At 62.2% G+C, this 22,459-nt stretch carries 12 protein-coding genes; 8 read left to right on the forward strand and 4 right to left on the reverse strand.

What is annotated here, in order from left to right; translation table 11 throughout:
• The first annotated feature begins 453 nt into the window (after nt 1–453).
• The 8 genes from dpdE to dpdD are packed head-to-tail and all read left to right on the forward strand — an operon-like array spanning nt 454 to nt 18,033.
• A complete protein-coding gene (gene dpdE, locus OG521_27125; GenBank protein ID WUW24237.1) occupies nt 454–3,735 on the forward strand; it encodes a protein DpdE in 3,282 nt (1,093 codons plus the stop codon).
• Nucleotides 3,728–6,331, forward strand: a complete 2,604-nt coding sequence (gene dpdF, locus OG521_27130) for a protein DpdF (GenBank protein ID WUW24238.1) — start codon at nt 3,728–3,730, stop codon at nt 6,329–6,331. Before dpdE ends, dpdF begins: the two co-directional genes overlap by 8 nt.
• On the forward strand, nt 6,331–7,242 hold the full coding sequence (gene dpdG, locus OG521_27135; GenBank protein ID WUW24239.1) for a protein DpdG: 912 nt from the start codon (nt 6,331–6,333) through the stop codon (nt 7,240–7,242). The genes dpdF and dpdG overlap by 1 nt, the downstream gene beginning before the upstream one ends.
• Nucleotides 7,235–10,306: a protein DpdH gene (dpdH, locus tag OG521_27140; protein WUW24240.1), complete on the forward strand. Its 3,072-nt coding sequence runs from the start codon at nt 7,235–7,237 to the stop codon at nt 10,304–10,306. The genes dpdG and dpdH overlap by 8 nt, the downstream gene beginning before the upstream one ends.
• An 11-nt stretch (nt 10,307–10,317) precedes the next feature.
• Complete coding sequence (locus tag OG521_27145) at nt 10,318–10,992, forward strand: hypothetical protein (protein WUW24241.1); 675 nt, start codon at nt 10,318–10,320, stop codon at nt 10,990–10,992.
• On the forward strand, nt 10,989–15,488 hold the full coding sequence (dpdJ, locus tag OG521_27150) for a protein DpdJ (GenBank protein WUW24242.1): 4,500 nt from the start codon (nt 10,989–10,991) through the stop codon (nt 15,486–15,488). The genes OG521_27145 and dpdJ overlap by 4 nt, the downstream gene beginning before the upstream one ends.
• A complete protein-coding gene (gene dpdK, locus OG521_27155; GenBank protein ID WUW24243.1) occupies nt 15,485–16,006 on the forward strand; it encodes a phospholipase D-like domain-containing protein DpdK in 522 nt (173 codons plus the stop codon). The genes dpdJ and dpdK overlap by 4 nt, the downstream gene beginning before the upstream one ends.
• Nucleotides 16,003–18,033 (forward strand): protein DpdD, encoded by a 2,031-nt coding sequence (gene dpdD, locus OG521_27160; GenBank protein WUW24244.1) that lies wholly within the window; start codon nt 16,003–16,005, stop codon nt 18,031–18,033. The genes dpdK and dpdD overlap by 4 nt, the downstream gene beginning before the upstream one ends.
• 62 nt (nt 18,034–18,095) lie before the next feature.
• On the opposite strand, the gene dbpB (OG521_27165) is transcribed toward dpdD, so the two are convergent.
• The 4 genes from dbpB (OG521_27165) to OG521_27180 are packed head-to-tail and all read right to left on the reverse strand — an operon-like array spanning nt 18,096 to nt 22,047.
• On the reverse strand, nt 18,096–19,190 hold the full coding sequence (gene dbpB / locus OG521_27165) for a DGQHR domain-containing protein DpdB (protein ID WUW24245.1): 1,095 nt from the start codon (nt 19,188–19,190) through the stop codon (nt 18,096–18,098).
• 48 nt (nt 19,191–19,238) lie between these two features.
• A complete protein-coding gene (gene dpdA, locus OG521_27170) occupies nt 19,239–20,483 on the reverse strand; it encodes a tRNA-guanine transglycosylase DpdA (GenBank protein WUW24246.1) in 1,245 nt (414 codons plus the stop codon).
• A complete protein-coding gene (gene dbpB / locus OG521_27175; GenBank protein ID WUW24247.1) occupies nt 20,480–21,622 on the reverse strand; it encodes a DGQHR domain-containing protein DpdB in 1,143 nt (380 codons plus the stop codon). The genes dpdA and dbpB (OG521_27175) overlap by 4 nt, the downstream gene beginning before the upstream one ends.
• On the reverse strand, nt 21,619–22,047 hold the full coding sequence (locus tag OG521_27180) for a hypothetical protein (GenBank protein ID WUW24248.1): 429 nt from the start codon (nt 22,045–22,047) through the stop codon (nt 21,619–21,621). The genes dbpB (OG521_27175) and OG521_27180 overlap by 4 nt, the downstream gene beginning before the upstream one ends.
• Nucleotides 22,048–22,459 lie beyond the last annotated feature (412 nt).

Below are 22,459 nucleotides of genomic sequence, written 5' to 3' on the forward strand. Positions count from 1 at the left end.
GGCCAGCCCGCAGAACTCTGGCCAAGAATCGCTCCCACGCCGAGGTCGCACACAGACCGCGTAGGCCGCCGGCTCAGCCTCCGTTAGCAGGCGGACGGTGGCAAGACTGATGAAACATTGCAGTTCACCCGGCTTCCGCTCTCTCGCTGCGGCGACCGGCCAGAGCGGCTGTCGGAATCTGACGGCCTCCCGCACCTGGCCCGCCCAGATCTATGGCAGGTGTTCTTTCGGCCGTCTTCGATCGCCGCCTACGAGTGCAGGCAACATCAAGAGTGCCGCGTTTGCCTTACATTGACCCTGTACGTCACGCGAGCGGTAGCTCCAGGGATCCACTTTCTGCGCCCATTTCGAATGGGTGTGCGAATCCCGCTTTTAGTTCGTTGACCTTGTTGTCAGCGGTTCCCTCTAAGCTCGTCGACGTTGGTATACGAGCAGGTGGGGGCGAGAAGAAGGATGTCTTCAGGCTTCGCGATAGGGCACCTCGTCGAGTTCACAGCGGCTCCGGGGGTTGGCCGAGTAGGGGCCATAGACGGCGACATGCTGCGCATCGACTTCTTCGAATCAGTAGCCGAGGAGATCGTCCACTCCCAGCATGTGCCGGCCAAGAGCTGCTGGCGTGCCCGGCTCGAACCCGAGACAAGGGTCTACTGGCGAGAACCGAGCACCGGAGACTGGCTGGCGGGACGGGTGACGGGAGAACACCTCCCGGAATACTTCATCCAAGTTCCCAACAAGAAGTGGAACGAGCGGGCGAGCGAGCGCGACCTCCGGGTGCGCTGGGACCGCCCCGTCCGCAACCCCCTCCAAGTCCTTACGAGCGGCGGCAACGAGTCGGGCTACTTTCGCGACGCTCGGCTGCCCTTCCTGCAAGATCTCGTAGCCCAACGAGCCGCCTGCGCGAACATGGGGGCGCTGCTGTCCTCAGCTGCCGAGATTTTTCCGCATCAGGTCCGGGCAGCCATGACGGTGCTCTCCGATCCGGTACAGCGATACCTCATCGCCGATGAGGTCGGACTGGGGAAGACCATCGAGGCTGGCTTCGTCATCCGCCAGACCCTTCTCGATGACCCGCGGGCGCGAGTCACTGTCGTCGCCCCCGAACCGCTTCGCCGCCAGTGGGACAAGGAACTCCGCAACAAGTTCTTCATCGACGACTTCCCTTCAGCGCGGATCGTGATCACGTCTCACGAGACACCGGAGAAGTGGCCCGAATACCACGACAGTGCCCTAGTCGTCGTGGACGAAGCACATGCGCTGGCCCAGGACAGCGACGAGATGCCCACGCTCTACCGTGAACTGGCTGCCTTGGCGCACGCTGCCCCAAAGCTTCTACTGCTGTCCGCGACCCCTGTGACCTCTCACTACACGACTCATCTCGGACTGCTCCACCTGCTCGACCCTAACCTCTACAGCTGGGACGATCGCGAAGGCTTCGAGCACCGCTACGCCCTACGCGCCGAGTTGGCGGACAGCGTCTATGCCCTGGACGCCACCTTCACCTTCCTGCTGCGGTCAACGCTTGACGACATCCGGCGACTCCTCCCCGATGACCCCGGATTCGAGAATCTTGCGGGTCGGGTTGCCGAGTGCCTCACCGAGGACGATGACCTCCGTGACGGAGTGCAACCCGCCGACCTTTCCCTGTGTGTAGAGGAGTTGCGAGGGCACATCAGTGAGACGTACCGCCTCCATCGCCGGGTGATCCGGCACCGGCGCGACCAAGTGGTGCTTCCAGACGACGAAGACGAAGAGAGCGAGCCCTACGCCGTCCGCGGCCGGGAACGTCCGCAAGTTCTCACCCTGCCCCCTACCTTCGACGCCGTCGAAACTGCCCTTACGGAGTGGCGCACCGGCGTCTCAAATCACTTGCTCGATACCGGCCTCGAAGGCGAGACCAGCGCCTACGGACGCATCCTCAGCGTCCTTGCCTCCCGCGCCGGCGGGCCCTTCGATGACTTCGCCGACACTTTGCGCTGGCGCGTAAACGGAGACGCTCAAGCGGCACAACGAGCCGGTCTCAGTGCTCAAGAACAAGCCCTGCTCGCCGCCCCCACTCTCATCCCTGCAGAGGGGCAAGCACTCCTCGAACTTGAGAGGCAACTCAACGAGACACAAGGAAACCAGCGGGTGAGGGCGACGATCAGCGCCCTCATCCCGACCCTGAATCGCGGTGGGCGGATCGTCGTCTTCTGCGGCCCGGGAGCACTGGCGCACCAACTCGCAGCGCGCCTAGGGGGTTTGTCGCGAACCGCGCAGGTTGAGGAGCACACCCGCCAGATCGGCGCAGCAGCTTCCGAGGAAGCGGTCACAAAATGGCGCACAGCGGCGGGCACGTCGGTCCTCGTCGTCGACGACACCGCCGAAGACGGACTGAACCTTCAGGTCGCAGATGCCGTCGTCCATGTGCGTCTGCCGTGGAACCCAAACCAGCTCGAGCAACGAATCGGACGCGTAGACCGCTATCGCAACACCGAATCCGTCAGCCAGTCCGATGCCGCCAGCCAGTACGTGCTCAGCGCAAGCGCCGAGCACGAAGCCCTCGGCACAGCGTGGCTGGACCTGCTGCTCGACGGTTACAACATCTTTTCGAAGTCGGCGTCGACACTGCAGGACGCCATCGCGGAAGGCCTCGACGCAATCTGGACCGACGCACTGCGGGACGGTCCTGCAGGGCTCACATCCGCGCAGCAGCGAGTAAAGGATCAGCTCCTCGAAGCGCGCCAGCAGATCGAGAAGATGGACATGCTCGAGGCCATCTACCTTGACGCCGAAGGCCGGGACAACACAGCCAAGGCCCTCAGAGACCTGGAAGTGAACTGGAAAGACATCCAACGCGCTGCCTTCCAGTACACGAGCGAAGGATCTGGCGGCATTAACATCCGACGCTCCGATCACATCGTCGGCGAAACCGTCTTCGACCTCGTGGAGTCCCGGCCGCATGTGCCACCGCGCCTGTACCTGGCACAGACTGCCGCGCTGACTCCGGCCGTGACGCGGGGGACGTTCAACCGGTCAAAGTCTCTGCGCTCCCCAGGCACCCGGGTGTTTCGCATCGGCAACCCCTTCATCGACATGCTCTCCTCGCTGAGCGCGATCGACGAACGTGGCCAGGCAACTGCCTTCCAGCGCATTGACCCCAGCCACACGGGTGATCCAGAACCCTACTTCGGCTTCGACTTCCTTGTTGAGGCCGACATTTCGGCAGCGGCAGAGACGATGACCAACCCGGAAGAGGTGAGCCGTGCGTTGCAGCGACAGGCTGACCTTCTTCTTCCACCGTTCACTCGCAGAGTGTGGGTGCGGGCAGGGAGCACCGAGGCGTTGACGCTCGCCACGGCGCTCGAGTGGCTGAACAGCCCTTACGACAACCGGAAGTGCCGAAACTTCAACAACCAGCGGGTTCGTGAGCTTGTCGGCATCTTCGGCGGCTGGTCGGAGTTCCAGCACTCTGCTGAAACCGCCGAGAAGGTCGCACGCAACGAACTCTTCCGCGTCACCGACCTGGCGGCGCTCTGTACCGAAGCTCAGGAACGGGCTCGCCGGCGACTTGCTGTGACCCGGGCCCAGGCAGAGGCACGCAGGGCTGCCGGACGACTCTTGCGCGATACCGAGAGCCAACTGGCCGACGTGAACACCGCCAGTCTGCTCATCGACGGACTCACGCAGCCGAACGTCCGGCTCATGTCCGCTACGTGCGTTGTCCGCAGGGGAAACGGAGCCCAGCGTCATGAGTGACAGTTGGACCGGGGCTCAAGAACTCTTTGACACCTGGCCGTTGGTTCCCCCGACGTCCGAGGACACGGAATACCGCGGAACTCTGCGACGGCTCAAGGACACCCTCGAAGGGCTGATGGAACGCCGGTCTTCATGGCGTGACGTGGCAGCCCTGACACGACAAATCCTTCTTGAAGCCCAAGCCCACGGAAACAACTCTGGCCTCGAAGTCCCGCTCGGCGCACCGCTGCCCACACGGCTGCAGTGGGAACAACTCCACTGCCACGCCCTCCCGGCTGGTCGTCGCGTCCTGGTCACAGCCCGGCCATGGCACCCCGACATATCAGACCAGAAGGCCACCGAGGCAGCTGAGCACGACTTCCAGCAGATTCACCACGGAGAGAGCCTCCATCAGCATCTGGCATTGGAGCCCGGCCCAGCCGACCCCTTCTGGATCCAGGCTCTCGGCGAGGACTACGCCGAGTACAAGTCGATCGGCCAGCGCCAAGCAGCACGTGCCGTAGCACTCGCAGAACCGGGCAGCACGGTGATCGCCTGCCTTCCGACCGGCCACGGAAAGACTGCACTCGTGCAGGCTCCCGCGCTCCTCTCAAGCAAGCGCAGCGGCGTGACCCTGGTCGTCGTGCCAACGGTTGTGCTCGCCTTGGACATGGAACGCCGCGCCCAAGAGTTGCTGAGCGCCCGCGGCCGGCAAAGCCCTACTGGCCGATACGCCTACATCGGCAACCTAGACGAGAACCTCAAGCAGCAGTTGCGAGAGGACATCCGGTCTGGCAGCCAGCGGCTGATCTTTACGAATCCTGAATCGCTCGTGTCCGGCCTCAAGTCCGCCCTCGAAGACGCTGCCGAGGCCGGCCACCTGCAGTACTTCGTCGTCGACGAAGCGCATCTTGTCGAGCAGTGGGGCGAGGGCTTCCGACCTGAGTTCCAAACCATGTCCGTCCACCGTCGTACCTGGTTGAGCACCGCCCCTAAAGGGCGTGAACCCGTCACCGTCTGTATGAGCGCGACACTGACCGAACAGCAAGTGACCACGCTCGAGAAACTCTTCGCAGGGTCCAAGCCCGCTGAGATCGTTTGGGGCGCCCAACTGCGCCACGAGCCTAGCTACTACATAGACGACTTCACGGAAGAAGAGGAACGCACGGAGGCAGTCCTTCGTGCAGTCGACCGTCTGCCGAAGCCACTGGCTCTGTACGTGACAGAGCGGAAAGACGCCCGGGCATGGGCAGACCGCCTACGCACAGCTGGCTACAAGCGAGTCGCCGATGTCGCCGGCTATTCAAGCCCCGACGAGCGTCGACAAGCCGTAGAAGGATGGGGCGGCCGCTCTGCCGTAGGCCCTATCCCCATCCAATACGACATCGTCGTAGGAACCTCAGCCTTCGGCCTGGGTGTCGACCTCCCCGACGTCCGCAGCGTGGTGCACGCATGCCTGCCGGAAACCGTCGACCGCTACTACCAAGAGGTAGGACGGACCGGCCGGGACGGATGCCCGTCCGTGGCCTACCTGGCATCGGCCCCCCGAGACCTGCCCGTCGCCGAGGGCATCAACCGGCAGGCGATCATTAGGGCCGACACCGCCTGGTCAAGATGGCGGTGGATGTGGGACGTCCGGGATAAGACGTATGCGCGTCCGCGGCACTATCTCATCAACCTCGACTCGATCCCGGACAACGTCCATGACATCTCCGAGGCCAACCGGGACTGGAACATTCGCACCCTGAACCTCATGCTGCGCGCAGGGCTCATCGAGCTCCATGTCCCTGAACCACCCCAGCGGAACGAAGGCGAACCGCGTGCCGTCTTCCAGGATCGCCTCAACCGGTTCTACGAGTTGGCTTCCACACATGTCGACGTCTCCATCGCGGACACGCAGACCAACGACGAAGGACACTTCCAGGCTCGCTTCGAAACTGAGCGCCGGCGCTCGATCACTGCTCAGAGGAACGCACTTACTGATCTCCGAACCTTGCTGCGCGGCGAGAGGTGCACCGGCGAGGTACTCAGCACCTACTACCGGGTGCAACGAGGCGCAGCCCCGCTGCTGTCGGGTATCAACTGCCGAGGCTGCCCCAGTTGCAGATCGACAGGTCTTCCTACAGACAACGGCTTTTACAGGCTGGCGGGAGACCCTCATCCGCTAGTTCCTGCCCCTCCGAGGGCCAATCGCGACCCCCTCGGAACCTTGCGCGGCACCGCTTCCTGCCTCAGCTTGTGGTGGGGGACGGACGCTGAGCGTCAGGTTAATGTGCCCCGGCTTCTGGAGATGTTGGCCCTTCGCGGTATGAACGTGATCGGTGGGCCAGGGATCGCCTCCCGCCTAGCCGAGACCCTGCAGGAGGATGTAGCGCCTCGCCCGATCATCTGCGACACCGACGCGGACCTGCTGCGCTTTTATGACGGCCCCATCGTGTGGGTTCTGGACGATGATCCGTCATCCGTGGACAGCGTGCTCAGGTCACGACTTGGTTCACCAGACGTGACGTACCTGATCCACCCACGGGGCATGCCGCATCCAGAGCGGCCCGACCTGCCGTTCACCGCTCTTCATCCTCAAAACTTCCCCGTCCGGAATGCGTTGGAGTCGTTCTGATGGCCCTGATCAATGTGGACGCTTCGCGCCCTGACCCCATGTGGGCAGTCGTCCGTCTACTCGCCCACTCGAAGAAGCCTGTATCGCTCAACAGCGCACGCGCCCTGTTGAGTCCGCCGACGCTAGCTTCCCCAGAGAAGGATGATGCGTCGGAGATGTTCAACAAGGCCATCAAGACCCTTCGGGAACTCGGGTTGCTTCACGTTCACGACTCCACCAGTGAGCTGAAGCTTGTCGGACCCGCCGCACTTCTCGACGGCCGCGACTGGGATGCCTTCTCCGCTGCTCTGCGCACCGCAGTGCTCGCGCCTGACCGCAACAGCGGTTTGGGAGACAACGAGGAGCAGAAGGAATCCCGCGACCTCACTCGGGCCCTGGCCTGGTTTCTCACCCTGGATCCTATGGAGGCTCCGGTGGCTTGGGAGCAAGCGCAGAAGCTCAGGCAGAACGCTTTGAAGCCGGAGGCCGGCCCTGCCATCGTTAACGCTGAGCGTTGGCGACCGTTTGGAGACTGGGCGCCCGCGTTGGGGCTCGCTGCCCGCCCCCTCCTCTCCGGGGAAGGCAGTAGTCCGTTGACTCCGGACTGCACCGCCGCCGTCAGGTATGTCGTTCAGAGCCTGTGGGCGCCTGGCCAGCAGATTAACGCCGTAGCAGCCGTCCGAAGCATCCGTGAGCACTTGCCAGTGCTGCCGGGCGGCGAATACTCGCGGACTCTTCAACTCGACAACCCCGGCGACCGTGTGGCGGGCGCTGCCCTCTCCTTTGCACTGCTGCGTGGTAGCGACGAGAAGTGGCTGCGTCTAGAGCTCGATTCCGATGCCCCTCTAGTACTCCAGGTAGCCGACCCAGAGCAGCCTTCGAGCCCGCGCTACGTAAGCGACATCACGATGCAGGAGGTCCCAAGTGCCTGACTTCCGTGGACAGGTCTGCTGGGACCCCGCGACTGCTGCTAACACCATTGGCGTCGAAGCCATCTCTCCTTCTCCTGCCGTCTTCCGGGCCACGCACGCTCCCCTGAGGATCCAACGAGCGCGGCTCGACGGCCGCCAACTTGTGCTCGAGGGGCAGCCGGTCGATGAGCGGGCGGTCCTTCATGACTTCCTGAATCATGAGTCCAGCACCGGCGCGCTGCTCATGCCCATCGTGGGTGAGTCTGGTTCTGGAAAGTCGCACCTCGTCCGGTGGGTGCGCGAGCATCTTGATCTGGTCGACGATCAGTCTGAGTCTCGTGAGGTCATCTACCTTGAGAAGCACAGGACGAGCCTGAAGGCAGTAGTTCAAAGCCTGATCGCCAAGGCTGACAGCGATGAACTGAAGCAGTTGAAGGCGGAGATCGACAAGTTCACCGCTGACATCGACGCATCAGTGCTCGCTCGGCGCCTCATCCATTCACTCAACGAGACCCTTGTAGCCGAGACAGGGCGCGGGGTTTCAGGGCCGGCTCGGCAGCTCTTCGGCCCTCAGGGACTCGGAGCACTCCTTGACGATCCGCACGTCAGTGAATTCATGCTCAGGCCGGAGAAGTTTGTTCCACAACTAGCCACCTACCTCCTGCGGGACCGTACCAAGGGAGAAGGGGATCGCCCTCCGAAGTTCACCGTTCATGACCTCCCTCTGGACATCACCGGCGTCAGTAAGGCATCAGCCCTAGCCAAGAAGTGGGTTCAGGTCCTCAGTTCCAAGGCCGAACTTCAGGAGATCGCGATCGACCTTCTGAACGAGCACTTGGAGACTGCGATCAACCGGAGCTTCAACCTGGGCATGGGGCGCCTGCTAGAAGCTATGACCCTTGTGCGGGAGGAGTACCACCGGCAGGGCAAAGAGATCATTCTTCTCATCGAGGACTTTGCCCTCATCCAGGGCGTTCAAAAGGACCTGCTCGACGCCATCGTCGAAGCGGCCCACCGCGAAGGCTCCACCCGCCTGGCCCCCATCCGCACTCTCATGGCGGTAACTACTGGCTACTTCCGTGACCTGCCGGAGACAGCCCTCACACGCGTACGCGCGAATCTTGGCTACGCCTACGACCTAGACGTGCCGTTCAGCCAGGAAGACACTGGCGAAGAGGCGATCGCCGCATTCGTGGGCCGCTACCTCAACGCCGTGCGTGTCGGCAAGGATCGACTGGAGCAAGCAGGCGATGCAGAGCCGACGAACGCATGCGACGAGTGCCCGCTACAGGCTCGTTGCCACGATGCGTTCGGGGCATCCGCTGACGGCTACGGGCTGTACCCCTTCAACAGGTCGGCCCTTACCCGCGCGGTCCACTCGACTGCTTCGAAGGCCGAGCCGTGGGCGTTCGTTCCTCGAACCGTTCTGGGAAGCGTGGTACGGCCAGTCCTTATTCAGCACGCTAGTTCGCTGCGGAAGGGAGAATTCCCGGACGCTTCCTTCTCCGAGGGATTCCCCACTGCTGAGATCGATCAGCCGCTCAGCACAGCCGTGCAGCAACTCGTCGAGCGCAGCGATCCTGTTGCCGCCGACCGGCGCAAGCGGGTACTTGAGTTCTGGGAAGATGCAGCCGCTCAGGGCATCGAAATCGACCCCACGGTGCTGGAGGCGTTCGCCCTCAGCCCCATGACGGCCGAGTCTCCGGTCCTCCCTGAGCAGCCGCGACGTGCTGCAGAGCCCTCCCGGCGATCCAGCACCTCGTCGAGCACCGCCAAGACGGAAGACAAGACCTTTCCCCCGTCGGTGCAGCGGAGCCTTCAGAACATCGAGGAGTGGGTGACCCGCGGCGAGGATCTCCAACAGGATTACGCTCGGACGATCCGCACAGTCGTTGCCACCGCGGTGGGCCAGCGGTACCGGTGGAATACACCGCTCATGCAGGCGCAAGCCAGTGTGAAGGACAAGGGCTGGCCGAACAATGCCACCGTCGTCAGCATCGAAGGCTCCGCGGTCGCAGGCATCAGCGGTGCAGACAGCGCCCCCATTCAGTTCAAGCGGAGCGCGACGAACAGTAGATTCTTCCAAAGCTTGATCCGCGCGCAGTACGGGCTGGATCAGGTCCGTGGGGAGGACGTCCGGAGGCTGGCTACCGTCGCCGAAGAGCACACCCGTGCGATGGCAACCAGAGTTCAGCGCAACTTGGAGGTCACAGACGACGACCTCGTGCTCGGTCTGCGCTCATCCCTTCTGGGAGCGGTTCTTGCAGGCCGCGCCTGGCCTGGCATGACCATCGAGGAGTTGCTGGCAGCTGCGGTCGACGACGGCGAGAGCTGGAAGGGCGCCGGCACTATGCCGAGGCCTGAGCGGTGGACCGTCGCACTCAACCAGCACCTTGCTGCGCGCAGCGCCCTGGTTAAGCGCATCCGTACCGGGGTCGGCATCTCGCAGGGCAGCAGAGGAGCAGTGGGCATGATCGATGCTGCCCGGGCGGTCCCTCTGCTGGAGCAGGCAGCCACCAACTGGTCATGGGAAACACCAGTGAGCACCGTCCCGGAATGGATCAAGCCTGCAGTCAAACCGTTCGTGTCATGGCCCGCCCTGATCGCCGGACAGATCACGATGCTCAACGATCTACTCCGCGACATCCGACTGCGGCAACCGCGCAGCACCCCGGGGAAGAACACCCTCGCCAGCATCAAGTCTGCCGTTGATCGGGCCAGGGAGGTCAGCTTGTCGCTGTCTACTCAGCGAGCACGCGATCTTGATTTGCTCCTTGAGCAGGCAAGCGCCGTGGAGTGGTCCACGATCTCCGCGCTGGAGGATGAGCTGGAGCGTTGCCACGACGACGACCGTCCAGAGACGACCCTTCTCACTGCACGCATCCGCACAGCCGCCCAGGACCGCGGATCCTCCATCGCGGTCGTTCGGAACCTGCTGTATGTGGCTGATGAGTGGCTCGACGAAGCCCTGAAGGGTGCTGAGATGCGGGCAAGTTCTTCGGCAGCCAAGAGCGCAGCCGATGGCGTACAGGAGCTCGTTGCCGAATGGCGCTCTCTGGTAGCCGAAGGGGTTGTTGGCCAGTGACCCAGATGTCCGTGTACGAGAAGGCAAAGCTGCTAGAAGATCACGCCTCCCGCATCGCGGATGGCGAAGAGTCCCAGCGTCAGGCCACCCGGGTTTCAACTCGGTTGATGGAGCTCCGGTCCCAGCTCAATCAACTGCGCTCCCAGTTGGCTGTCGCCCAAGCTCTGCAGGCCCGTGGCGCGGGCCTCGACATCGACCTGTCCAGCATCGATGACGGGAGAGCGGGCTTTGAGCGCAGCTTGGGGCCTAGCGGCCTGCCCTCCAATCAGGTGTTCAACACGGCGAAGAAGAAGGCACAGGTGGTTGCTGATCGTCTTGGGGAAGCAAATCAAGCCGCTTGGTCCGTGTGGACGGCACAGCTACTCGAGGAGTTGCCCGTAGCGCGGATCTCGATGCTTCTCGATCCAGGAGCCGAGAAGCGGGCATCCGCCCGCCATGCCGAGCTTGAGCGCCTGGCAAAGGGCAAAGCGTCCCAGGACTCCATCACTAACTTTGCTGTCACTCATGCTGGTTTGGCTGAACTACTTCAGGACGCTCAAGACCCGCCGCAGGCACTAGCCGTTCTGCTGGATCGACTGCGCGAGCAGTCCGGTCTCACGCTACGCGACGTCACCGACGAAGAGATCGCGCTCATCCGAGAATACGGGATGGATGCCCACATCAGCCTGAGGAGGAAGGGCTCGTGAACCAGCGCAGCATGGACCAGGATTTCGCCAATGAACTGCTCAACCGCTTGGAAGACCTCGAACTGCCGTTGCTTTCGTGGGGCGTGACGGAGGGTGCCCTCTCTGAAGACGACGTGGTCGAATGTATCGAGTCTGTTCTCAGCGACCATCCGAAAGCCCCGGAGAACGTCTCACCTCATGACGTACTCCAGGAGATGCGCGGCCTCGCCCTGATCTGGAGGGTGCCCTGGCCGAATGACGGGCCAGCGCGCTATCGCACGCGATTCGCCGAGTCACTCCGCCTCACAGCCGGGCTTCGCCAACTCTTCCGGCCTCGGGGCGACTGGGCAGACGAGGCACCGAATGGATGGTGGCGTCAAGGAAAGCGCCTTGTTGCCGACTACCGGCTTCACACGCGGCATCGGCGCTACCCCAAGCGTGACATCTCTGCCTCATCGGCGCTCGAACAGTTGGGTACTTCGCCTAGCTGGGGAAACCTCCAAGACCGCGTCGCAAAGGCCTACCTGGGTGGAAGGAGTCTGGCACCCTTCCAGTTGGAAGCGACCCAAACTGTCTTTGAATCGCTCGCCCACCAGGACAAGTCCAGTGGAATCATTGTCGGGGCCGGCACGGGTAGTGGCAAGACACTCTCGTTCTACCTGCCCGCGTTCGCGGCAATGGCGGCACACGCTCCGGGTAAAGTCCACACTCTGGCCCTGTACCCGCGTACTGAGTTGTTGCGCGACCAACTCAAGGACGCCCTCACGGAGGCCAGCAAGGTTGAACAGGCACTCGCGCAACAGGGTAGGCGCTTTCTACGCATCGGCGCGCTCTATGGAGGCACCCCAACCAAGTCCACCGATTGGCGGCTGACTGAAGGCAGGGGTTCGGGGCGTTGGAAGCGGTTCCAAGACGGATTCATCTGCCCTTTCCTTTCTTGCCCCAACGACAAGTGTGCAAACGGAGAGTTGGTGTGGTCCGATGCGGACCGCGCGGCCGACATCGAGCGCCTCGTCTGCTGGCGCTGCCGGTATGAGGTACCCGAAGGGCGCCTTGCCCTTACGCGTAGTTCCCTGCGGAGCAGCCCACCCGATCTGTTGTTCACGACGACCGAGATGCTGAACAACTGCAGTGCGGACGGCAACCTCGACGGCCTTCTGGGTTGGCGCGGCGGGCAGGTCCCTTCGTTGATGCTCCTCGACGAGGTCCATACCTATTCCGGCGTGCATGGCGCCCAAGTCGCCTACCTACTACGAAGGTGGCGCGAAGCAGCCCGCAAGCCGGTCACGTTCGTTGGCCTGAGTGCCACGCTTCGCGACGCCAAGGAGTTCTTCGCACAACTCGTCGGTCTACGCGACAGCGACATCGACCCCATCGCTCCGTCCGAGGACAGCATGGTTGAGGAGGGCCGCGAGTACGCGCTCGCCCTGCGCGGTGATCCCGTGGCAGGGGCCAGCCTGCTGTCGACATCTATCCAGACAGCGATGCTCTTCGGCCGAGTGCTCGATCCAAGTGACGAGACCTTTCTGTACGGATCCACCGGATTCCTGTTCACCGACGACCTGGACGTCACCAACCGCTTCTACAAGTACCTACGTGACGCGGAAGGCGACCAAAACCACCGCGGTGTCAGGAGCCGAAACGGCGACGTGCTTGCCGGACTGCGCTCACGCGCACGGCCTGAGCCCGAGGCCCGGTACTACGACGGCCAGTCGTGGGATCTCGTCGAGAAGATCGGCAACGAACTCGCTCGTGATCTGCGCATGCACCACTTGGTCATTGGTCGCACTTCTTCGCAGGACGCTGGCGTTAACCACAACGCCAGGCTGACTATCGCCACCGCCTCCCTGGAGGTGGGGTTCAACGACCCCCGTGTTGGCTTCGTGCTTCAGCACAAGGCACCTCGCAATGCTGCCTCCTTCATCCAGCGTCGCGGGCGTGCTGGTCGTGCCCGGGGTACGCGGCCGATGACCGTCGTGGCTCTCTCTGACTACGGTCGTGATCGTCTTGCTTACCAGGGCTACGAGACGCTCTTCGCGCCAGAGGTTGAGGCGATCAAACTGCCTCTACGGAATCGCTATGTCCTCAAGATTCAAGGGGCCCAGGCCCTTCTCGACTGGGCAGGGCGTCGCCTGCGCAGCAAGGGCTTCCGCTATGCAGACCCGCGCAAGCTCCTGAAAGCGCCGAAGTCGGGAGCTGTGGACCCCCGCTTTGAACGCGAGCACAAGGCACTCATACAGGTGCTGGATGAGTTGCTGAACGACGACCGTGTCCAGGACCAGTTCGCAAAGCACCTCACCAGGGCCCTGCAACTCCCCGCCGACGAAGTGCAGGCCGTGTTGTGGGAACAGCCGCGGTCTCTGCTCCTAGCCGTGGCGCCCACCGCACTACGACGGCTCAACTCCGGTTGGAAACCGCTGGTGACTGACGCCGGCGCCGTGAACGACGCTATGCTCCCCGAGTACATCACTCGAACTCTGTTTGAGCCCTTGAATCTTCCAGAAGTTGATCTGGAGCTCCCCTTTGACGACGGAGACGGAGTCGTCGAACCGATGCCGATCGGGAGAGCCCTCACGGAGGCGGTACCCGGCCGAGTTAGCCGACGCTTCGGGTACTTGAACGACGACCATCGCACGTGGCTCCCTCTGCCTGCCGAAGGCAGCGACGTCCTCAATCTCACGCAGTTCGTCAGGGATGGGATGCCCGAAGGCCCTTGGCGGCCTCACGAGCACGGCGGGGCCGAATTCGAGGTCGTCAGGCCTAAGCGGATAGGGCTGGTCGAGCCAGACGGCGACATCATTGACCAGTCGCAGGGCGTCCCGGTGTGGGGCACACAGGTTGTTGCCCCTGACGATGTCCAATTCGATGAAGGGATGGTGCCGAAACCGTCCCCATGGCAGAGGCGGATCGACGCCGTCAGCTTCGCGACACACGCGGCTGGCAACCCCGTCGAGGTGCGGCGCATGACGATCGGCGCCGAATGCACGGTCCGCCGTGAACGCCAGGAAAGCGAGAACCAGTTCGTCCGCTATGAACTCCGCGGAAAGCCCGCTGCCCTCGGATTCCGCCTCGGTGTCGACGCCGCCTGTTTCAAGGTGCGTCCCTTGAACGTTGAGGACCCGGCGGTCAACCGGTACCTGGCCTCGCCACAATGGCGTGCTCTTGCGTTCGCACACGCAGTCCAAGAAGATCCGGCACTGGCTGATATCTCAAACTTCTTCCAGCGCGAGCGACTCGCTCAGATCTACCTGACGGCATTCGCGTTGGCCGGTCTGACTGCGGAGCGCACGAACGCGGAGATCCGCACGCTTCTCTCGAATGGGGGATGGAGCAGAGATCTGGCAAGGATCTTCCAGGTGCTCTATCGGGATGCCGACTTGTCCGAGGAGCACCTGGACAACGACCGCCTCGTTTCTGAACTGACAGCACTGGTCACCCAGGGCACCGTCATCGAGGTCCTCAATCGAGCAGCCCGGCTCCTCGTTATCGAGGACGTGTCCGCAGACACGGCTGACTTGGCGCAGCGTGCCTACCGAGACACCATGGCCGCCGGGATCCGTACTGCCGCCCAGCGCGCATGCCCGAACGCGCAAGACGGCGACCTCATCATCGACGTGCTACTCGCCGACGAACCGGATGGACTTACGACCATCTGGCTCAGCGAGACCTCCGTCGGAGGCCTGGGCGTGATCGAGCAGCTGATCGATTACTACTCGGCGGATCCCCGAAAGTTCTGGGGACTTGTGACGAGCAGCCTCGCACCCAGTGAATTCGAGTATGTGGATGCAACTTTGACGCGTTTCCTCGAGCACGTCACTGAGGAACCGGGGGGTGCCGCTGCACGTGCCATGGCGACGCTTCGCGCTAACGCGCCGGCACAGCAAGCCCAAGGCGCACTCGGTGATCTACGGGAGGCATGGGCTCGATTGGACGGCCCACCTCGGCATGCGGCAGTCGCGGCGTTGTCCACACGCTTGCTACGCCCGGGCTCCGGGCCCGACATCGACGCCGCGGCTCTCGCTCTCGTAAGAGCCTGGACTGCGCTCGAAAAGCGTCTGGGAATTGAAGTCGATGCACGCGTCGTGGCGTACGCCGTGGGATCGAAGCAACTTGAACTGCCTGGAATCCGTTCGCTCAGCGCCGACCAGGTCTTCAGCCTCCTGTGGCCTCGGGGTCACCAGGCTCGTACCCAGGACCTGAAGCATTACCAGCCGTACGCCGAAGCACCTGTACTGGAACGACTTCTGTTTCAGGCCGCTCACGACGACCGGCTGCCCGAAGTCGATGTGACGCAGGCTGCCTGGGTTGAGTCGTACTGCAAGCACCTCTCAGCGACCTCCGCCGTCGATCTCATTTGTCCCGCGGGCAAGGAGGAGTCAATGGCGCAAGCCTTGAAGCAGATTCCTGTCACCCACATTGACCGGGACGTTCTGCGCGTCTACGGAGAGGTTTGCGGAGTCCTCCGTCAGCAGAACGAACTCCGGGTCCGTGTCGAACTGCGGGAGGCGACCCAGTGAGTTCCCAGGAACGCACAATTCGTACCGGGCTACACACCACGGTGCGCGTAGACACCATGCTGACTTCGGCGCTGATCGCGGAGTTCATTGCGCCTAGCGATCACGTGTGGCTGGTGTCACCGTGGATCACCGATGTCCAGATCATCGACAACAGCCACGGTGCGTACGATGCGCTGTTTGGCGATGTTCCACCCCAGAACTGTCGCCTATCCGATGCCATCGCCCGCATCGCCCACGGTGGCGCGATGATCCACGTCGTTACACGCCCCGACGCGCATAACGATGACTTCCTGCGCCGCCTCAAGAAGGCGGCAGAACCGGAGCGTATCCACTCGGTGCGGGAGCTGAACATCCACGAGAAGACCTTGTGCGGCCACGACTGGATGCTCAGCGGCTCGATGAACTTCACCATTCGCGGCATGTCGAAGAACGACGAGAGAGTGACCTACACGGCAGGTATTGACGCCGCTGCCCAGGCACGCCTGGACCTGGCCGAGCGCTGGGGAGATGCCGCATGACTCAGTCTAAACACTGGACGCCGGAACGTATCCAGACCTTCCTCAGAGCATTCTTTGGAGCAGGCAACGACGCATGGCCCGACATGCGCCCGGACTATGCTCACAAGGAGCGCACCGAGCCCTTCGTCAAGGTTCTGCTCAGCGGCGGTGGTGCGCCTATCGTCCTGCCGCGGTGGGACGCCGACAGCCAACAATTCGCGATGTACGCCATCGCACGCGACCGGGCTGACGTGACGAAGACAGCTGAGTTGATCGAAGCCTTCGCAGGGCCGACGTATATTTACTGCGACATGGAGCGTGGCGGCCTGCGCCCGGCCCGGCTCAACCCGGATGACCCAGTAGAACGCGCCATCTTGGACTTCGCCGGCGAGCGCGTGACCTTCAGGCTGACAACCGCGCAGCCCTCGCGTTACCGACAGAGCCTCACCGACGCACTGCTCCTGATGCAGAAGACCTATATAAGACGCCCGCCCCGCCTGTGGCGTGCAGTCAAACCCATCGGCCGGCTCATCGCGGAGTTCGATGCTGCTCTCGCGGCGGGCGGTGAAGCAGCTTCCCAAGATCTACTGGAGCAGTTGGCGGCGGCTGGTGGACTCACCGCCACGAACCTGGCGCACCTGAGGCTCAAGCGCCTGGATCGCCTCGGAGTGAGCAACAAGGTTCTCGCTTTTCCGAACCTGCCGGACATCGTGCACCAGGATCCACCTGCTGCGGTGAAGGGCGCCATTCTCAACGCTGTTTACACGGTGGCCCTCGAGGAACCTCTCGCTAGGCGAGACCTCGACGCGGCTAAAGAGGGTCTCATCGCCCACGGCAGGGTGGTCCCTGAACTGCTTGTCGGCGACCCCCGATCGTATGGTCCTCAGGCGATGACCGTCGTCTTGCTTGCGGCCGTGATTCTCGATGATGTGACAGTTGCCCGTCGGGCATTGGCGGCCATTGAGGAACTGGATCAGGCGCCCCAGATCGCTGCCCTCGCTCTGAGCGAGGCTGAGCGTCTGGCGGCTAAGCCGGTGCCTGATGCGGTGGCTGAAGCATCCTCGGAGGCATCCCCCGGCGCTGATGCAAGCGTGCCCGTCGAGTCTTGGCCAGAGTTTTTCTCTGCGCTTGCTGATGGAAGCCCAACTGGCAAACAGGCTGTCGAAGACGAAGTGTGGGCGCTGTGGCCCACCCCGGCGCAGAACGATGACGTTCTGGCGGAGTTCTTGGACGGGTTGAGCGATGGCGAGGCGGGTGAACTGTGGCGTGCTGTCGGTTCGTTCCTTGATGCCGTGGGCTACGACGAGCCGGCGCCGAAGAGCGCGCATGCCTTCATTCGTAATGCCGTAGCCTTCGGCCGCTACAGCCCGGGTGATCTGGCTGTGCTGCAAGCTCTGATGGACATCGCTCTTCGGGCCTCACCCGCCGCCGACACCTACGGAGAGATCCTCAAGGACGTTAGCTCGGAGTGCAGTCGGTGGATTGCTCCCGAACGGGCCTCGGTCGCCTTGGACTTCGTTGACCGCCTATTTCTTGCTGCGTGCCCTGACGTGGATGCCCGTGAGAAATTGTGTGTCGATCTCCTCGCACCGTTGTCCATTCACCGGCACCGCCTTGCGGAAGCTGATCTGGCCTTCGCACAGCGGCTCACTCATGAACTTGGCCTGGACGGTCTCGATTGGGCCGTTCCCGCAGAGGAGGGTGTGCAGGATGACCCCCTGGCGTCGATGTCGGCTTCGACGCTGCTCCTGTACTCCTTGGACGAGGCGGTGCTCACCAGGTGCCGGGAAGAGTTGCAGAAGATCGCTCCTGCTGTGAAGGTCTCGACTGCCTATGACCACGTTGGCACGCCGCAACTGAGAGAGAAGGCGCGCAGAGCGGACGTGGTCGTTCTAGCGACGCGTTGCGCCAAGCACGCCGCCACCGGCTTCATCACTCAGCACACTGGCAATGACGTGCCGATCGAGTACGCGAATGGCAGCGGCTCGGCGTCTCTCCTGCGCGCAGCGGAGCGAGGTCTACGGCGCACGATCGCCGAGAGCGTCTGACGCACAGGTGGTCTCCCCCGATCCACTGGGGGAGACCACCAGTTGAGGCCGCAGAGCTTCGACTACTTGCTGACTAGGGCCTGCAGGTGGGTGCTGAGGAGCCGCACATCGTTGGCCGTGTTCTGGAGCCCATTCCAACTGCGTTCCTGACCGTCCGAGAACTTCCACGTGCCGGAAGTCCAGGCCACGTGCTTCTCGAGTCGGCGCAGGGTGATGCGGATCTTGTCCCAGTTGACCTTGTCGAACGGGACGTCTGTGGTGAGTCGGTCCATGACATAGCCCATGGCCTGGATGCCCACACCATGGGTCAATCTCGACTCCTTGGGAGGCTTGTTCCACGCATCCTCGAAGAGGTTCTCCACTGCCGTCCAGAAGGACAGAAGGTGCGCCAGCATCGCTTCCTCGTCCCCGGTACCATCCTCAGCGTTCCGGTACTGGTACAAGGAGCCCTCGTAGATGCTGTGCTCCAGCATCCTCAGGATGCTGTTGTCCTTGATGTTGCCGGTGGGCGATGTGGGGCTGCTGATCCTTCCGCAGAAAGGACCGTCCCCCATATTCAGAAGGACCATGATCTTCGCAGCGAGTTGACGGCGCGCGTACGAGCGCGGCAACTTGGCGGTGGTCTCCGGCAGGAGTTCATACACGAGCCCCTTGGGCAGTGGCTTGGTCGAGTTGACCAAGATGAACTGCGACCGCTGCTCTTCCTGAGACGCAATGAAGCCCACTGCTGCGACGGGGAACTCTGCAAGGTCAGCGTCCCTGATGGCGGCGCTGCGCTGCTGACCGTCCACGAGCCAGGCCGGCTTCTCTTCATCAGCCAGTGATTCGTCGACCGGGATGATCAGCTCGCCGGGGATGGAGTAGCTCACACTGCCGCCGCGCACCGCGGGTTCGAACGTGACGCGATCATCGAAACCGAGAACCACGGCATTGGGGAGCATCGCCCCCTCGGACTCAAGGTAGCGACGGATCGAGCGGATGTGGCTTTGGACCTCAGGCCGCTGGTACCCCTGCAGCTTCTTCTGGCTGTCGCGGCGGATGCGCGAGACGGCGGCAAAGTCTTCCAACTTCTTTCCGTCTACAGCGAAGCAGTAGATCTCCTTGTCGCCTTGGAGCACCTTGAGGGCGGGAACCTTCAGTACGTAGCGGTCGGCCACATCATCTCCTGTTTAAGTTACTTTGAGTGCTATGCGCGGTATAGGCGATTATGTGAGTGGAAGCTTGCGCATCTTGGCTTCGAGTACCGTCATGTTATGGAACCCGCGACGTTTGTTTCGCTCTGTTCCACGGAAGATGACCATGTCGATCTTGTGCTTCTTGCAGAGTTCGCATCGGCAGTGATTCCAAGGGCGGTCGACAAGAGTGTCCCTGTAGTCATCAACCTTCTTCAGCTTCTTGGCGTCACCGATGAGAGATTGATAGGCGTACAAGGCATCGATGACCTCCTGCACTTCAAAGTTCTCGTCGGCTTCATACTGGCGTAGCAATTTGAGACATTCCCGTTCGGCCTTAATGGCTGCCGACTGCGACACCATGCCCGCCAAGATCAACTTCTTTAGGGTAGGGTTCCCGTCTACCTGGGGAACTCTGATCGCTAGGTATGAGCGGTCGGCGGTGTGGTAATTATTTCGCTCGTCCATGAAAGCTTGTCGGAATGCTGACGTACTGTCGAAGCTGGTGACATGATATTTGGCGAATCGTTCCATGCTGGCGATACGGGTGATTCCGAGTAGGTGGAACCCGACCCCACTCTCGCGAACCTCAGAGATCGCTTCCAAGCAAGCCAGTATTTCCGGCGTCTTCAGCGGAACCATGCCACCCAGGGCGATTCGCTTGTAGCCCATTTTCTGAAGTTGGACGACGCTGTCCGCATAACTGGCCGGGCTCCACCCCTGCGCCGCGCCAACCGGTTCCAGATGCTGCTTCCTGCCCGTGACCAGGCGATTGTGACTTTCGGTAGCTTTGATGAACTTTTCTGCCAAGTCGAGCGAAATCTCACGACGCTTTACCCACGCCGGGTCAACGTCCTTGTCAGGGGCATCGGGTCGATAACCGAAGATGACATGGTCGATACTGATTCCTGAGTTGAATCGGCACTCCGTGTAGTAATGGAGGACGTCCTCAATCCTGTACGGAGGGTACTCTTCGTTGATGTAGTTGAAGGCTCCGCAGTCGCCGAGACTTTGCATCGAGTCAGGTAGCCCGAAAAAGGTCTTCACGCCGTCGCGGTAGAGACGGTCCCGCTGAGGGGCGCTGTACTTCCCGGCTCCCTTGACCGATCCGTCTACGATGGCCTTGCTGACCAGTATCCCATCGTAGGGCGCGGGCTTTACTGCCTGATGGGCGTACAGGTCATCCCTCTGGCGGACTCGCTCGTCTGGGTACTCATCATTGATGAAGTCGTACCTGGGGTAGATCTGATCTTGGCTATCTGGGAAGTAGAACTTCACGAAGCACCCATCCTCGAATCGCGATAGACGCGAATCAGGTAGTTTGACAGGATACTGATATGCCGGGGAGTGTTCTGCAACTCGTTCCAAGGCGTGTTGATTTCCGGCCAGCGCCCCTTGGTCCAATGGCAGTGCGGCTTAATGAGCGCCAGTTCAGCCATGACTCTGTCGCTAATATCCGGCGAGTCGATATCGGCATCAAACAAGACTCGCTCCATTACCCGATCCATGAGGCGGCCCAGCGATCTGATTCCGACACCATGCATAAGGCGGCTCTTGGCGGGAGGCAGTCCCCAAGCTTCAGGGAAGGTGTTCTTCACTGCCGTCCAGTAGACAACTAGAATTTTCCGAATGCTCGCTGTGTCGGTGGTCCCGTTGGCTAGGTTTTTGTACGAGAAAAGGACACCAGATGGTGACAACGATTCCGTAATCGCAGTGATGAGACTGTTGTCTTTGACGACGGTGTCTGACTTCTTATCGGGGGTCGTCGACGCCTGCTTAACAAGTCCCTTGAAAGGTGAGTCGTTGTCCTGGTTTAGTGCGTTAACGAGGATCGCGGGCAGCTTTCGGGCGGACAGCCTGGTCGGAAGCTGGGTGTTCACTTCCGGGAGGAGTTCGGATACCAAATTGCTCGGAAGTGGAGACACTGTGTTGACGCGCAGGAACTGATCGCGCTGGATGTTGAGATCTTCGGCCACAAATCCTGCCACTGTGATCGGAAGGGTAGTTCGCCGAGTAAGCGCAAGCGCGCGGCTTCGCTGTTGACCATCAACGATCAGAGCCGGACGAGGCGCGTCCCGCGACTCCGGTAGCGGGATCTCAAGGGTTCCGATGGTTGCCAGTCCGTCGCCCGGGTTGGGGCCGCGACTACCTTTAAACCGCACCGTGGTGGGCAGGGCGAGGATGAGCCCATTTGGGAACAGCACATCTTCACCGTCGAGGTACTCCAGAATTTGCTTAACGTGCTGTTTCTTTTCGGGACGTTGATAGCCGAAGAGTTTGCCAGCCTCATCCCGGGAAATCCGTGCAACATCAGCTACGAGATCGACTTCTTGTGCTTCTAGGGCAAACAGATACAGGGGAATATTCGGGTTCTGCTCAATGCGCAGGGCTCTGCGCTTGATGACGTTGTCTGTCACCGTTCCCCCATGGCTCGGATGTACAAGTTGGCGAACCTGCTCTGCTCGCATGCCTGGTTTCCGTCACGTAGAGCACGCAGGAGTCGTGACCGCGAGATGCCAGGATGCGACGCGGTCTCACGCTTGATGAATGCCATGACGTCCTCGTCGGATATGGGCGTCCGGTTGTACCGCTCAGGCTCAGCTACGTCTGAAGCCCACCGCTGCCATGAGTCACTGGTAGCAGTCGAGGTCAGCCTGCCGTCCTCACAGTGTTCAAGCCATGAGGCGGCCATACGAACGTTCAGGCTCGTCAGAGTGCCGCCGAGTGTGCGTCGCAGGCCCGCGTTGGAGGCGACTCTCTGGATGCCGGGGATCTTCTCGACGCCTCCCACTAGCAGGACTTCACCCCCGACGCTGGCCAGCGCGTGGATCTCGGCCCTCATGGCATTTGCGTACACTTCGGACAGGACCATGAGGACCGGGCCCTGTCGGCCGAGTTCCTCTAGGGTCTTGCGGCCAGTTCCTTCTTGAAGGTGCCCCCACCACTGGGCACTGTCAGCCGTAGAAGCGGTGACTGAGTCTGCGTGTCGGGTACTGAAGGTCGCCGCGTAGGCAGGTGCCGACGCCGATACTGGCTGGAGGCCGAGGCCGGCCGACGCCACCCAGAGTTCCGCTTCGAATCTGACCTTTGCGGCCGCGGCAGTTAGTCGGCGGGCCTGTGTCCAGTGGTCGCCCCGGTAGAGCTCGCTTAGGGGCTTCGTGTTCGATGCCGTCTCGACGCGCTCCCTCCACGCTGCGGAGCGGGCCTTCACGCTGCCGGCCGGTAGCGATCTTGCATGGAGCGTGGCCTCCGGT

Source organism: Streptomyces sp. NBC_01463, assembly GCA_036227345.1.
In the GTDB taxonomy this organism is placed as follows: Bacteria; Actinomycetota; Actinomycetes; order Streptomycetales; family Streptomycetaceae; genus Streptomyces.

What these genes read in the sequence shown, in the direction of transcription:
- dpdF (WUW24238.1), top strand. Translation starts at nt 3,728, where the DNA reads ATGAGTGACAGTTGGACCGGGGCTCAAGAACTCTTTGACACCTGGCCG.
- dpdE (WUW24237.1), top strand. Translation starts at nt 454, where the DNA reads ATGTCTTCAGGCTTCGCGATAGGGCACCTCGTCGAGTTCACAGCGGCT.
- dpdD (WUW24244.1), top strand. Translation starts at nt 16,003, where the DNA reads ATGACTCAGTCTAAACACTGGACGCCGGAACGTATCCAGACCTTCCTC.
- dpdG (WUW24239.1), top strand. Translation starts at nt 6,331, where the DNA reads ATGGCCCTGATCAATGTGGACGCTTCGCGCCCTGACCCCATGTGGGCA.
- OG521_27180 (WUW24248.1), bottom strand. Translation starts at nt 22,047, where the DNA reads ATGAGGGCCGAGATCCACGCGCTGGCCAGCGTCGGGGGTGAAGTCCTG.